The sequence below is a fragment of the Pseudoduganella umbonata genome, assembly GCF_014192225.1.
Lineage (GTDB): Bacteria > Pseudomonadota > Gammaproteobacteria > Burkholderiales > Burkholderiaceae_D > Rugamonas > Rugamonas umbonata.
This window is the reverse complement of sequence record NZ_JACHXS010000004.1, coordinates 21,934-34,880: the sequence shown is the minus strand read 5'-3', so window position 1 is coordinate 34,880 and position 12,947 is coordinate 21,934. Positions and strand designations below refer to the sequence as shown.

11 protein-coding genes are annotated in these 12,947 nt (G+C 59.7%); 7 read left to right on the top strand and 4 right to left on the bottom strand.

Annotation, left to right across the window (positions count from 1 at the left end; all coding sequences use genetic code 11):
* Nucleotides 1-504 precede the first annotated feature (504 nt).
* Both FHS02_RS12030 and FHS02_RS12025 read left to right on the top strand, forming a co-directional pair.
* A complete protein-coding gene (locus FHS02_RS12030; RefSeq protein WP_137312030.1) occupies nucleotides 505-1,278 on the top strand; it encodes an IclR family transcriptional regulator in 774 nt (257 codons plus the stop codon).
* A gap of 219 nt (nucleotides 1,279-1,497) precedes the next feature.
* Nucleotides 1,498-2,679: an acetyl-CoA C-acyltransferase family protein gene (locus FHS02_RS12025; RefSeq protein WP_137312031.1), complete on the top strand. Its 1,182-nt coding sequence runs from the start codon at nucleotides 1,498-1,500 to the stop codon at nucleotides 2,677-2,679.
* A gap of 616 nt (nucleotides 2,680-3,295) precedes the next feature.
* Here the strand turns inward: FHS02_RS12025 and FHS02_RS12020 are convergent.
* Complete coding sequence (locus FHS02_RS12020; RefSeq protein WP_137312032.1) at nucleotides 3,296-3,532, bottom strand: hypothetical protein; 237 nt, start codon at nucleotides 3,530-3,532, stop codon at nucleotides 3,296-3,298.
* A gap of 257 nt (nucleotides 3,533-3,789) precedes the next feature.
* Between FHS02_RS12020 and FHS02_RS31515 the strand changes: the two genes are divergently transcribed.
* From FHS02_RS31515 to FHS02_RS12010, 3 genes are all read left to right on the top strand, one after another.
* The gene (locus tag FHS02_RS31515) at nucleotides 3,790-4,302 is read left to right on the top strand and encodes a histidine kinase dimerization/phospho-acceptor domain-containing protein (protein WP_137312033.1); all 513 of its coding nucleotides are present in this window, start codon (nucleotides 3,790-3,792) and stop codon (nucleotides 4,300-4,302) included.
* A 3-nt stretch (nucleotides 4,303-4,305) separates the two neighbouring features.
* On the top strand, nucleotides 4,306-4,938 hold the full coding sequence (locus FHS02_RS32080; protein WP_137317178.1) for a sensor histidine kinase: 633 nt from the start codon (nucleotides 4,306-4,308) through the stop codon (nucleotides 4,936-4,938).
* Between the two features lie 87 nt (nucleotides 4,939-5,025).
* Nucleotides 5,026-6,051, top strand: coding sequence for a chemotaxis protein CheB (locus FHS02_RS12010; protein WP_229422454.1), 1,026 nt, complete (start codon nucleotides 5,026-5,028; stop codon nucleotides 6,049-6,051).
* A 341-nt stretch (nucleotides 6,052-6,392) separates the two neighbouring features.
* On the opposite strand, the gene FHS02_RS12005 is transcribed toward FHS02_RS12010, so the two are convergent.
* The 3 genes from FHS02_RS12005 to FHS02_RS11995 all read right to left on the bottom strand — a co-directional run bounded on the left by FHS02_RS12005 (nucleotide 6,393) and on the right by FHS02_RS11995 (nucleotide 10,134).
* Nucleotides 6,393-7,538, bottom strand: coding sequence for a sensor histidine kinase (locus FHS02_RS12005; RefSeq protein WP_137312035.1), 1,146 nt, complete (start codon nucleotides 7,536-7,538; stop codon nucleotides 6,393-6,395).
* 577 nt (nucleotides 7,539-8,115) lie between these two features.
* Nucleotides 8,116-8,283: a hypothetical protein gene (locus FHS02_RS12000; RefSeq protein ID WP_175424656.1), complete on the bottom strand. Its 168-nt coding sequence runs from the start codon at nucleotides 8,281-8,283 to the stop codon at nucleotides 8,116-8,118.
* Between the two features lie 60 nt (nucleotides 8,284-8,343).
* Nucleotides 8,344-10,134, bottom strand: coding sequence for an acyl-CoA dehydrogenase (locus tag FHS02_RS11995; RefSeq protein ID WP_137317179.1), 1,791 nt, complete (start codon nucleotides 10,132-10,134; stop codon nucleotides 8,344-8,346).
* Nucleotides 10,135-10,434: 300 nt separating this feature from the next.
* On the opposite strand from FHS02_RS11995, the gene FHS02_RS11990 reads away from it, so the two are divergent.
* Both FHS02_RS11990 and FHS02_RS11985 read left to right on the top strand, forming a co-directional pair.
* A complete protein-coding gene (locus FHS02_RS11990; protein ID WP_137312036.1) occupies nucleotides 10,435-11,592 on the top strand; it encodes an FAS1-like dehydratase domain-containing protein in 1,158 nt (385 codons plus the stop codon).
* Between the two features lie 42 nt (nucleotides 11,593-11,634).
* On the top strand, nucleotides 11,635-12,885 hold the full coding sequence (locus FHS02_RS11985) for a CaiB/BaiF CoA transferase family protein (protein WP_137312037.1): 1,251 nt from the start codon (nucleotides 11,635-11,637) through the stop codon (nucleotides 12,883-12,885).
* Nucleotides 12,886-12,947 lie beyond the last annotated feature (62 nt).

Below are 12,947 nucleotides of genomic sequence, written 5' to 3'. Positions count from 1 at the left end.
GCTGTCCGGCCTACCAGCCCTTGCCACGCGGATGTTGCCGCGTTGGCAGTTGTCATGCGCCGGGCTTGGGGTCTGTACATGCATACACGAGGTGCTGATTGACCGGCCGTCGTGAAGTACCTTGCTTGACAGGATACTAGCGTAAGGATACAGTTGTTCTTATATACGACGTAGAGTTCGTATATAGGAATAAGAAATCAGCAAATGTTCGAACGATGTCGATTCCATGCTCCTGCCTGCATATTGCATCTTACGACACCGTGCATGGTGGTCAAGCGGGCAGGGGACCAACGAGATTTTCACAAAGTTGCGTCTGACTATTGAATGCATGCTTTTCCACAAGCAGGCAGGCACGAATAGGGAAAACATGCTCGTGGAAGAGGCTTGGCGCACGGGAAAACATGCAAGAGATTTGCCAGGCAGTCGGCGCCATCCGCTGGATTCATGGGAGGCGACGGTTTTCGCTAGCTTGTCGTGGCAGTTCAGCAATGAAAAAGGGAAATAATGGATCAGCGCACCCCCGACGTTCGTCCCCAACGCGTTCCGGAGAACCACCGTACGGTTGACAGGGTGACTCGTATCCTGGAAGAGGTGGTATATAACCCAGGAATGACTTTTGCCGAACTCGTGAGAGCCCTGGACGCTCCAAAGAGTTCGATTCACGGTTTTCTCAGCGGGCTGCTGGCAAAAGGGTGGCTGTATGAGGTCAATCATCGCTATTACCTTGGCCCCGCCGTGTATGGACTCACGCTCGCAAGCGGTCATGTCCGCGCGGGGCTCGTGACACATTCAGATCTTGTCAAACTTCATGAGGAAACTGGTTTAGCGGTTTTTCTCGGCGTGCAAGCCGGGGATCATCTCATCTATATCGCGGAAGCAGGTAGCGATGCCATCGCCGGGTTCGAGGCGCGCACCAACATTCGTCGAACGCTGTTGGCCACCGCGGGAGGGAAGTCTTTGCTTGCGGCTCGGTCGATCGTTGAGCGGGAATCCTATTTGCGCCGCCGTAGCGCTGACGAATCCGAACTGGTGAACACCTTCCTCCAGGAATTCGATGAAATCATGAGAACGGGACTTGCCACGAATACGGGCCTGAGAAGCCCGCGTTTTGCAGTTGCCGCAAGCGTGCGCAATCAAAACGGTGAAGCTGTGGCGTCGATCACGCTAGTGGGCCCCGCTGCCGACATGAAGGAGCGGGTGCCGCAGTTGGGTGAAATACTGCTTAGACATGTCGACTCTTGGTCGCATCGAACCATGGCGCCGAGAGAGGCGATCTGACAGGACGGCCCACTGGTAGCTTGCTTCTCCGGCGAATGCATCTGCTTACGGCTCCTTCACCGCCTGAGCAAATTCGGAAGAAACCTGCAATGCAGGTATTGCACCAGGGCCGCCACGTATCGATCTGATTGCGTGACGCTTTTCTGGCGGCGGAATCTTGCCGCAATCAGTCTGGACTTGCCGCGGGTGAACACAGTTGTTAACCAGAGGAGTTGTCTCATGATGAAAGACGTCGTGGTATTGAGCGCTGCGCGCTCCGCCATTGGTGCATTCGGTGGTGCACTGTCCGGGTTGGAACCGGCCGAACTTGCCGGCTTGGTGATGAAAGAATGCATCGCCCGTTCCGGCGTAGCGCCTCACTTGATCGGCAATGCTGTCGTCGGTACCTGTATTCCTACCGATGCCCGTTACGCCTACGTATCGCGGGTCGCTTCTATTCAGGCCGGCATGCCGATGGACTCGATCGCCATGCAGGTGAACCGCCTGTGTTCGTCGGGACTGCAAGGGATCGTCACTGCGGCGCAGAACATCATGTTGGGTGACTTTGACTATGGTATCGGGGGCGGCGTCGAAATCATGTCGCGTGGCGGCTACATGATGCCGGCATTGCGTAGTGGGGCCAGGCTGGGCGATACGAAAGCGATCGACCTGGTGGTTGCCGCGCTCAACGACCCATTTGGCGTTGGGCACATGGGCATCACAGCTGAAAACCTTGCCGTCAAATGGAGCATCTCACGGGAGCAGCAGGATGCGTTCGCGGTCGAGTCTCAGCGTAGAGCGGTCCTCGCAATCGAGGAAGGCCGGTTCAGGTCCCAGATCGTACCGATCGTCACACAGACCCGGAAGGGCGACATTGTTTTCGAGACCGATGAGCATGTGAAGCCGGGCACCACAATGGCATCGCTGGCAAAAATGAAGCCTGCATTCAAGAGCGACGGCACGGTCACTGCGGGCAATGCATCGGGGATCAACGATGGCGCGGCGTTCTTTGTTCTGGCCGCAGCGGACATTGCCGAAAAAGCCGGACATCAGCCAATTGCCCGCATCGTATCGTATGCCATCAGTGGCGTGGCAAATGACATTATGGGCGAGGGGCCGATTCCAGCGTCCAGGCTGGCCCTCAGGAAGGCGCAACTGACTATCGATCAGATGGACGTCATCGAGTCGAATGAGGCGTTCGCAGCGCAAGCCATTGCTGTCAATACCGGTCTGGAACTCGACCCGGCGAAAACCAACCCGAATGGCGGGGCAATCGCGCTCGGTCATCCCGTCGGCGGTTCCGGCGCCATCATCGCGACCAAAGCCATCTATGAGTTGCAACGTATCGGCGGCAGATACGCGCTGGCGACAATGTGCATCGGTGGTGGCCAAGGCATCGCCGTGATCTTCGAACGGGTCTGATCGGAACGGTGCACTTGCCCAGAGCTGGCGGGCGGAGAGCAGTGAAGTGCAGTGGTTCATCTACTTATTTATGCTGCAGAACCGTGCAGCATGATGTCGGCGCTGGCCGAGCTCCATATTTGGCAGTTCGCGATATATTTCAACGTCGCCGGCAATGGAACCGCCAAGGCCACTGGCCATTGTACTGCTGCACTATTGGGGGCATCTTCTCGGTCGGATTCGCACTCATTCACCCGCACTCGCGCCGTTCAGGTTCTATTGCATTCAACGACTTGCACAATTTCCGATCCATTGGTTTGCCCTGGCTTGCCTTCATCTACCGATTTGGATCAAACGTTCCGACGCTCAATCGGCAAGCCAAGCTTGCCAAAGCGGCTAAGCGCTACGATGGGCGCTGTTCAGGTCAATAATGGAGGACGCGTTGGAGATCTGTCGACCGCGGGGCTGGATCCGCGCCTACGCGCGATATCGCAAGGCGGTCGCCATGGATCGCCTGGTGGCGAGCTCAGACTCGGGCGGGCGGAGCAGGGCGGCCAAATGGGCGTTGGCGTGGGGAGTCGCGGCCCAATTTTGGCCAGCCGAGGACGAACTCGGCCCGGCGCCGCTGCGACGCGTCTCATTGAACATCCACACGCGCAAGCTCGGCGCCGACCTTCCCCTCGGCGTCGATGGCTCTCACGGCGACCGACCAACCGCGGGCGGCAGTGCGGCAATCGAGGACCAACTGCCGGCGCTCACCCAAGCGGGACGCGGGCCCGTTGCCGGGGACCGGGCCGAGACCGACGAGCGAGCACGCCATCGCGGAAGTTATTGAAGAGCCTTCGCCGCCCACGATCCGGGCTTCGAAATCCATGTCGCCCAGCCGCGGCCGGCCAGAACCTGGGATCGCAACCGCGCGTTGGCGACGAGCCACGAGCATAACGGCCCTGCCGAGAGGTCGAGCCACGCTTTAATCGGAATGGCGACGCCCTCGGCTTTCTCCGCAGCGGACGGCTCGCCGCCGAGCGCGCTGAGCGCTGTCCTCGCCCAAGCGGCCGAATCAGACCGCCATAGGAGAAATGTAGGAGCCGGCGGGAATAAAAAACGGCGGGATGCGGAAGTCCGGACCAAGTGATACACGAGTACCAGATCTTCCGGGAATCGATCGCAGCGGTCGCCGAAGGCCGCGTGACTCTTGGCGCACGCGACTGGGCGGTCATCGACCAGTCGATCAATTCGGCCACCCGGGAAGCGATAGGTGGATTTACAGACATTCATGAGGAGATGCGGCGCAAGGTCGCAGCGGCACTCTCGCATGACATGCGCACGCCGTTGGCCGTCATCGCCAACGGCGCGCAGCGGATCGGCATTGCCCCGAGCATCGAAGTGGCGCGCCGAACCGCATCCAAGATCGAATCCAATGCGCTGCGTCTTCGGGATATGATGGCCGAACTGCTGGACGCCTTGACCTGTCAGGGCCATGTGAAGGTTCCCCTGCATTTATCGACGTTCGACGTGCACGGTTTGGTCCAGGAGGTTTGCGACCAATCTGGCCAGACGCTGGCGGGCGTTTGTACGTTCGAAGCGCTGGGTAATCCGGTCGAAGGCTACTGGTGCCGATCCAACTTGCGCCGGGCCCTGTAAGAGCTGGTCAACAACGCGATCAAATATGGCGACGGGAAGAAAGTCAAAGTACGAACGCGCGCGACGCGAGGTAGATTGATGCTCAGCGTCCACAACGAGGGCAATCCGATTCCCGAGGATCAGCACAACCGGATATTTGACTATTTGCGCCGAGAGGGCGACTCGACGGCGGTGCCCGGGTGGGGCATGGTCGACAATTCGTCAAGGCTGTTGCGGAAAGCCACGGAGCCAGCGTGGCCGCGGATAGCTCACCCGAGATGGAAATCACTTTCCTCATTGACGTGCCTGTCGATTGCCGCCCTTTTGTTGCATAGACGTGAGCAATGGAAGTGCGTTGCAGGGATGCGTAATTGTTGGTGGATGCAACTCGTCATTCCCCTGTGCCCCCACGCCCACGTCAGATACCAATTATCAGTCAATGTGCAGCACTGCCATGGTAAAAAATCGCGGCTTGGCATCCTGAATGCCGTGTTAGTCTCGCATCAGGATAGCCGGGCTTTGACCACATCGCGCTGGCCAGTAGCTGACACCGTGAGACGCGGGCGAGGCGATATCCAGACAGGAGGTCGTGAAAACAACGTTTTCTCGTCCTCACTGAGCCATTCACACATCGAGCCGTCCGTCATCGAGCATTGATAGCTCCCCTCAATGCGATCGACGGTTCGTATTGCCGAGCCGGATTCTGATCCCTGACGCTCTAAGCCACCACTGAAAGGAATGGCGTTGAAACTTCTCGATGACCGGCGAAATATTGTCGTGATCGGCACCTCCGCCGGTGGCGTTGAAGCGTTGTCGAAACTACTGGGCTTCCTTCCCGCCGAATTCGACGCTGTCATCCTGGTCGTCCTGCATGTCTCTCCTTCGGCACCAAGCCAGCTCGACGGCATCTTGGCCAAGCGCACTTCCTTGCGGGTCAGGCCAGCTAGGGACGGTGACGAGCTTCAACCCGGTACGGTCTTTACCGCCAGTGCGGATCGGCACCTGATGGTAATGCGAGACGGTATCCGGCTGACACGCGGCCCCAAGGAGAGCCGCTCCCGACCAGCCGTCGATGTCCTGTTCCGCTCTGCTGCGGTGGCTTATGGATCGCGGGTCATCGGCGTGGTCCTGACAGGAGCACTCGACGATGGCACGGCGGGGCTGTGGGCGATCAAGGACCACGGTGGGCTGGCATTCGTCCAGGATCCGGACGAAGCCAGTTTTTCTTCCATGCCGCAAAGCGCCATTGAGCAGGTGCAGATCGATTGTGTGGGTACGTTGCGCGCACTTGCTGACCGGCTTGCTACCGAAGTGCTTGCACCGGCCAGTTGGAAAAGGCGCACGGACAGCGATGCGGAACGCGCACGCACGGAAGTCGCTATCGCCCTGGAGGGCAATGGAATGGCCGCAGGCATCATGGACCTGGGGCCGGTATCGAAGTACACCTGTCCGGACTGCCATGGTGTGCTTGTTCAGATCAAGGAAGGGACGATGGTGCGGTTCCGCTGTCATACCGGCCACGCCTTCTCCCCGGTGGCACTGATGGAGGAAGTGAATGCCGAAATCGATAACGGATTGTGGGACGCGATCCGAAGTGTCGAAGAACGCATCCTGCTGATCAGGCAACTGGCGGAGATGCACACGAAAGTAGGGCGCATGGCGAACGCAGAGAGATTCGAACAGCAAGCGGCTGACGCGGAGTCCCGGCTGAAGGCGCTGCGCGACCTCGTCCTGGACCCCGGCTTCTTCGGACATGCCCCTGATGAGTGAGCCCTCGCCAAGGTCGAGCGATTGCAAGTCCTGAGGGATGTGCTGGAAATCGCCACTGACACGGAATTGTCCGCGTAGCCGCTTTTCGCAGCATGCATGTCGCACCGTGCGGGAGCGAACCGACCGCACGGCGCGCGCTAAGCAAGCGTGCATGGCGCTAGTTTGCGCGCCGCAGCATTTGGTCCGCGGCCGTTGGGCGTCGCTGGATGAAATTGATCGACGCGGCCGAGTCCGCATTTTTCATGGCGCGATGCTCACGCGGAGCCATGGGGGAGAGTGGATCGCTAGAATTTTCGTAAAAAACTGCGCCTTCTCAACCTATCGAGTCAGGCCTTCGGCCCTCAGCGAAGAAGGGGAGGGACCGCGCCTTTGACGAAGGGCCGGCAATCGACAGGCGCGTCGATCGTGAAGGTAGTGCCCGCTTCGTCGGAGCTGTCCACCAAGACGCTGCCGCCGTGGGCCTCCGCGACATTTTGCGCGGACGGAAGACCGATGCCCCATCCGGCGACGCCTAGGCCGACGTCGCGCGCGAGGTAACCGAAGATGCGCTCGCGGCGGTCCACGGGAATTGCCGGGCCAAAGTTGTGGACCGACACGGAGACGCGCCCGCGCTCCTGCTTGACGGCGATCGCGACCTCGCCGCCAGGCGCGCCGTGGTTGATGGCGTTCGCGACCAGGTTCTCCAAGGCCCTGCGCATGGCGGGGGCGCACCAATGGCCCTCGACGACCTCCCCCGAGACGGCCAAGGCGCCGGAGCCTTCCTTCTTGAATTCGTCCGCCACTTCGCTCGCCAAATCGAGCATGTCGAAGCGCGAGAGGGCCAAGGGGCGCGACTCCTGCCGCATCGCGGTCAGCGCGTCAAGGAGCTCGCCAATCATCTCGTCGAGCCGCTCGGTTTGATGCTTGATTTTTTCCGCGAAGACTTTGGCCGCGCCGAGGTCGTTGGTCAGCGCGATGAGCTGCAGCCCCGTGGCGATGACCGAAAGCGGCGCGCGCATGTCATGGGACAGCGTCGCGGCGACGCGGCGGCGCAGCGCTTCATGCGTCGCGGCAAACTCCCGCAGCGACTCGCGCGCCGCGATCTCGATCGAGCGCCCAATCGACGCCCAGGTCTCGGCGGACCACCGCGCTCCGCGCTCGTGGGCGACGTCGCGAATGGCGTCGCGAAACAACTGGTATTCGCGCAAGACCTCGTCGGGGCCAAAGCGGGTGAGGCGGGCACGCTCGCTTCCGTGAGACTGGGCGGCGGTCGTGTTTTCGGTGGCGGTCTGGCGGGCTATGCCGGGGCTGATGGCCTCGGCCAGATTGTCGTAGAGGCTTGGCAGATTGTCCGTGAGGGCGGGGGCGAGCAGCTCGGCCGCCCCCTCGATCTCGCCGCGCGCGCTGGCTTCCCAACGGTCAAAGACGGCCTCACGCATGGATAGAAGCTCAATGGCCTCCTCGGAGAGCCCTTCGGCGAAAACGTTTTTCTCTGCGGCCCATGCCATGGCGTCACCCCGGATCGACAGTTTGCTTTGAAAAGCGGACCGAGTCCGCGACCAGGCGTTGGTGTCGACGCGCCTGCCGCCAATGTTCAGGACAAGCGTAACTCGAAAACGCACCGCTGCGCCTGGGCAAAGCGCGGCAGGTCACAAATATTGCTCGCGCGACGCAACGGTGGCGCGTTTCAACGCGGCCTACGTCGGTGTCGAGGATAGGCTCGCTCTCGCGACGCCTATTGTCCAAGCGAGGCGCTGGAATAGGGCCGATCGCCAAGCCGCCTGCGGGGCGAAGCCAAAACCCGCGCAATCGTGTCCGAGGCAGCTCCGTTTGCCGCCATGTGGGTCCACGTGGCGACGCTGCCGCGGGCGCCGTCGATTTCCAGGCCGCAGCGGACCGCGGCGGCCATCTGGATGTCGCTCCTTGAGTTGGCTGGTCAAAATTTCTCCTCCGCCGCATGGCCTCCGAGCCATCGCCATCTTTAAACTGAACGGGCTTGCCCCTGCCCACTGATTTGTCGATAACGTGTGACGGCAGGCCGGCCCTGAACAGAAAAATCGGTTAGTTTACTGCCTTTCTGGAGCTCTACACGGGATTGAAGCGAGGCGGACGATAGGGCTGCTGCCCGCCAACATCACTTCTCCACAATTCCCGCTTGATCTGCTCGAGGTCCGGCACCGGACCGCCGGTAATATGACGATTTCTCATCCAGTCCCGTATCTGGTCCTTGGTCGGCCTTTCCGACTGGTTCATCGCAATTCCTTTCATGCCATCTATCGAAAATGCAGCAGGTTCCGATTAAGCCAGTGCCTGTCAGTTGAGCCACTCGGTTTCGGGAAAACCAAGCGAGCTGGCTCCTCCATGCATGATGGCCGACACCAGCGCGGAGGTGCGCGCCAGAATATGTTCGCTATAAAACTCTGCCGCCAATGCCGTGGCATGCAGTGATTCCTTTCTATTTCCGGTCCGGAGGACAGCTTGGAGGCGCAGGACGTGCATCCAGCCCCCGAAAACGGTTCCCCAAAGTTCGGCGTAAGGTACGGCTCCGGCATATACCTCGCGAGGCGCGGAAGCATGCTTTCCAAGAATCCATTCACCAACCCGGCGTAACGCGGCGCAGCCTTCGATCATCTGTGAAGACAGCGCACGGCCAGACGCATCGCTCTCTTCCCGCAACTCGCACGCGCTGTGCTCCATGCTTTCGATCAGCATCAATGCCGTCCGGCCTTCATCCCGGATGGTCTTGCGGCCGACCAGGTCATTGGCCTGGATGGCGGTGGTTCCTTCGTAGATCGTAAGAATGCGCGCGTCTCGATAATATTGAGCCGCGCCCGTTTCCTCGATGAAGCCCATTCCACCAAATATCTGAAGCGCGTCATACGTAACGTGCTGCGCGTTTTCGGTAAGCCAGGCTTTGAACACTGGGATGAGAAACTCCATTCGGCATTGCGCATTTTCCCTGGCATGGCCGGTCATCGAATCGGAGTGAGCGATGTCCTTTTGAACCGCCAGATACACCGCGAAGGCACGCATTGCATCCACTTTGCTTTTCATGGACAGCAGCTGGCGGCGCACGTCCGGGTGGCGAATGATCGTCTTGCCGTGGCTGCCATCGTCGGCAACGGCCTTGCCCTGTATTCGTTCCTGTGAATAAGCCAGCGCATGTTGATAGGCACGCGCCGAAATCGACAGGCCTTGCAGGCCTACGGAAAATCGCGCTTCGTTCATCATTACAAACATATATTCCAGGCCGCGGTTCTCTTCACCGACCAGATAGCCGACCGCTTCTTTTTCCTCGCCGAAGAGCATGACTGCTGTGGGGCTGGCGTGGATGCCCAGCTTGTGCTCGATCGAAGCGCAGTGGACGCCATTGCGGTTTCCAACCGACCCATCTGGATTCACCAGGTATTTCGGCACCACGAACAGGGAAATGCCTTTCACTCCCGGCGGCGCATCGCTGGTTCGTGCCAGTACGAGATGGATCACGTTGTCGGTCAAATCGTGATCGCCATAAGTAATGAAAATCTTTTGTCCCTTGATCCGATAAGTTCCGTCCGCCTGGCGCGTCGCCTTGGTCTGGATAGCCGCCAGATCCGAACCTGCCCCAGGTTCGGTCAGGTTCATCGTGCCCGTCCATTCGCCGCAAATCAGTTTTTCCAGGAACATCGATTTCACGTCGTCGTCTGCCGCAGTGAGCAGCGCTTCCACGGCGCCGTTCGTGAGCATCGGGCACAGCGCGAAGCTGATACTCGCGGCGTGCCACATTTCATCGACCACTGTCGAGATGACGGCGCTCAGGCCCTGCCCGCCATATTCTTCCGGGAAGCGCAAGCCATTCCATCCCCCTTCGGAAAACGCTCGGTAGGTTTCCTTGAAACCTGTTGCCGTGATCACGGTGGACCCTTCCAGACGCACGCCTTCAGTGTCGGCGGAACGGTTGATCGAATCGATCCGTTCGCTGGCAAACTTTCCCGCTTCTTCAGCAATAAAAAGGGCTGTGTCGCTGTCAACGCCGAAGCCGCACTGCTGCGCATGCCGATCGAAGTCGAACACATGTTTGAGCAAAAAACTGACGTCTTTCAAGGGGGGCTGATATTGGCTCATTTTGATGACAAGTGTTGGATAGGGGATGGGAAATAACAGCTGCTGCTTGTCCGGTAAGCCAGCCGGGGTTCCTTCCCAGCTCACCGAATCGTTACTTATTTGTTCGTATATAAGAACAATCGAACGTATATGCGTATAAAAGGTTAGGCCGGTATGTAGTTCGTGTCAATGGAAATCTTTGTCCAGACGTGACGCCGTCACAAATCCTGCAGGTCGAGAAAGCTTGACACCCAAAAAACGCCAAGCTAAAGTGAGATCGTCTATACGATCATGTATACGCATATACGAACAGGAGATAAAATGGACCAGCCTGCAGTGATCAATAAGGAGCTTGCTCTAGGAAAATTCACCGATAAGATGCTCGATGACATGCGCGCACTCATTGGCACCGACCTGCGCACGGAATCTTGTCTGAACAACGAGTACGCAACGCGCTTGGCGATCATGCGGTTCTGCGAAGGCATCGGCGATGACAACCCGTTGTGGACGAGCGCCGACTACGCGAAAGATGGGCCGTTCGGCACGCTGGTTGCTCCACCCAGCTTCATTTTTGCCTGCCTGGGTTCGGTGCAGGTGGGTTGGCCTGGGCTGGGCGGTTTTCATGCGGAAACCAAGATGAGCTTCGGCGAACCGATTCGCGTAGGCGAGAAGATCACTGCCAAGGTGACCTTTGATGGCTTCGATGGCCCCATCGCCGACAGCAATTTCGGTGGAAGGCGCATCAAGGATTACCTGCGTCAGGAGTACCGCAACGATGAGGGCGACCTGAAGGCAACCTTCATTTGCTCACGCATGCGCTTCGAACGCGGGGAAATGCAGAAGCGCCGGGAAAGCCGGGCGATCGAAGTGCCTCATCCATGGACGGATGAAGAAATTTCCGAGATCGAGGCAAGGGTTCTCGCCGAAAAGCCGCGCGGTGCCGAGCCGCGCTACTGGGACGACGTGCAGGTCGGTGATGAGATCGACGTCATTACCAAGGGGCCGCTGGGCCTGACCGATTTCATCGCTTTCATTGCGGCCGGTGCGGCGCCGATTCCACGCATTGCCGCACACGCGGTATCCCTGAAACGCTACCACAGGCACCCCAAGTGGGCTTTCCGCGATCCTCGGACGCATGCGCTGGAACCTGTTTACTCCGTGCACTACAACGATTATGCGGCCCAGTTGCAGGGCGCGCAGATTGCCTACGACGTGGGCATTCAGCGCACCTGCTGGCAGATCCATTCGCTGACCAACTGGATGGGCGACGCCGGCCGCCTGCTCGAGCTGACGGGGCAATACCGTTCGCACGTCTATCTGGGAGATGTTGTAACCCTGGGCGGTCGTGTCGATGCCAAGGAGGTCGATGAACAGGGCCGCCACATCGTTCGTCTGACTACCTGGGCAACGAACCAGCGCGGCCAGCAGGCGATGCCCGGGACGGCCGTGATCGCACTGCCCACGCGTTCTGCTGTTTGACCAAGCGAACTCCACACGAACCAATCAAGGACCGTGATAACCATGACCACAATCAGTGATATCGCGACCGCGATAGCGAAAGGTGAGGAACCTCGTTCGCCGGCGTCTGCTGAATTGGCAACCGACAACCAGGGGCAAGCTCAGGCGGACCCGTCTCTCCCGCTCAACGGGGTGCGCATTCTCGACCTGACGCGCTATCTCTCCGGACCCTATGCGACGCTGCTGCTCGCGGAGATGGGGGCAGAGGTCATCAAGGTCGAGGTGCCGGAATCCGGTGATGACACCCGTCACATTGCTCCACTGCAGGGTGATGTGAGCTTCTATCACTCCACTGTCAATCGCAGCAAGGCATCGGTGGAACTCGATCTGAAGTCCGACGAAGGAAAAAGGCTTGTGCACGCCATGGTCGCGGACTGCGATGTATTCATCCAGAACTTCCGCACCGGGGTTGCCGAGCGCCTGGGATTCGGATACGAAACGCTTTCCGAGATCAATCCACGCCTGGTGTATTGCTCGATTTCTGGCTTTGGCGGATCGGGGCCGGAGAGCCGCCGGGCCGCTTTCGACCTGATCGTGCAGGCGGAGTCAGGCGTGATGAGCCTGAACGGCGAAGGCGACAGCCCACCCAGCAAATTGGGGCTTCCGGTGGCTGACCTGACGTCGGGCATGTTCTCGGTTCACGGCATCCTCGCCGCGCTTCTGCGGCGGTCGCGGACGGGCAAAGGGGGACTCGTCGAGGTCAGCATGATGAGCTCGCTGCTGTCGCTGTCGGTTTACAACGCCACCCGATACTTCGTGACGGGCGAAACGCCCAAGCGCATGGGGTCGCGCCATCCGGGCGTGGTGCCTTATGGCCAGTACGCGACTTCGGACGGCAATGTCCTGCTGTCCACCTTCAGCGACGGCTCCTGGAAGAAGATTGTCGATGCCATGGACCGTCCCGAACTCGCGGACGATCCTCGATTCATGACAGCCGCCTCCAGAGTCGTGCACCGGGAGGCGTGCGATACGTTGCTCAGCGGCGTATTCGCAGGATTTACGTCCGAGGAAATCGTGAAACGGCTGCATGACGCGGGCATTCCCTGCGGCGTGGTACGCACTCTCGGCGAGGCACTGGAGAACGAAGCTGCCAGCGGCTCCGGAGCGATCGCAGACGTACAGTATCCAGGCAATGTCGGCACGATCCGCAGCGTGCGGATACCCATCAAGTTCGACGGCAAATGGTGTCCCGCGAGCCCTGCGCCGGCGCTCGGGCAGAACAACGCGATCCTGGATCGCTACAAATCAACCTGAACACGCAGAGAGATGGCGTGTGCCTTCTGGGCCCGTTGCGGCAGCCAGCACGACGCATGCGC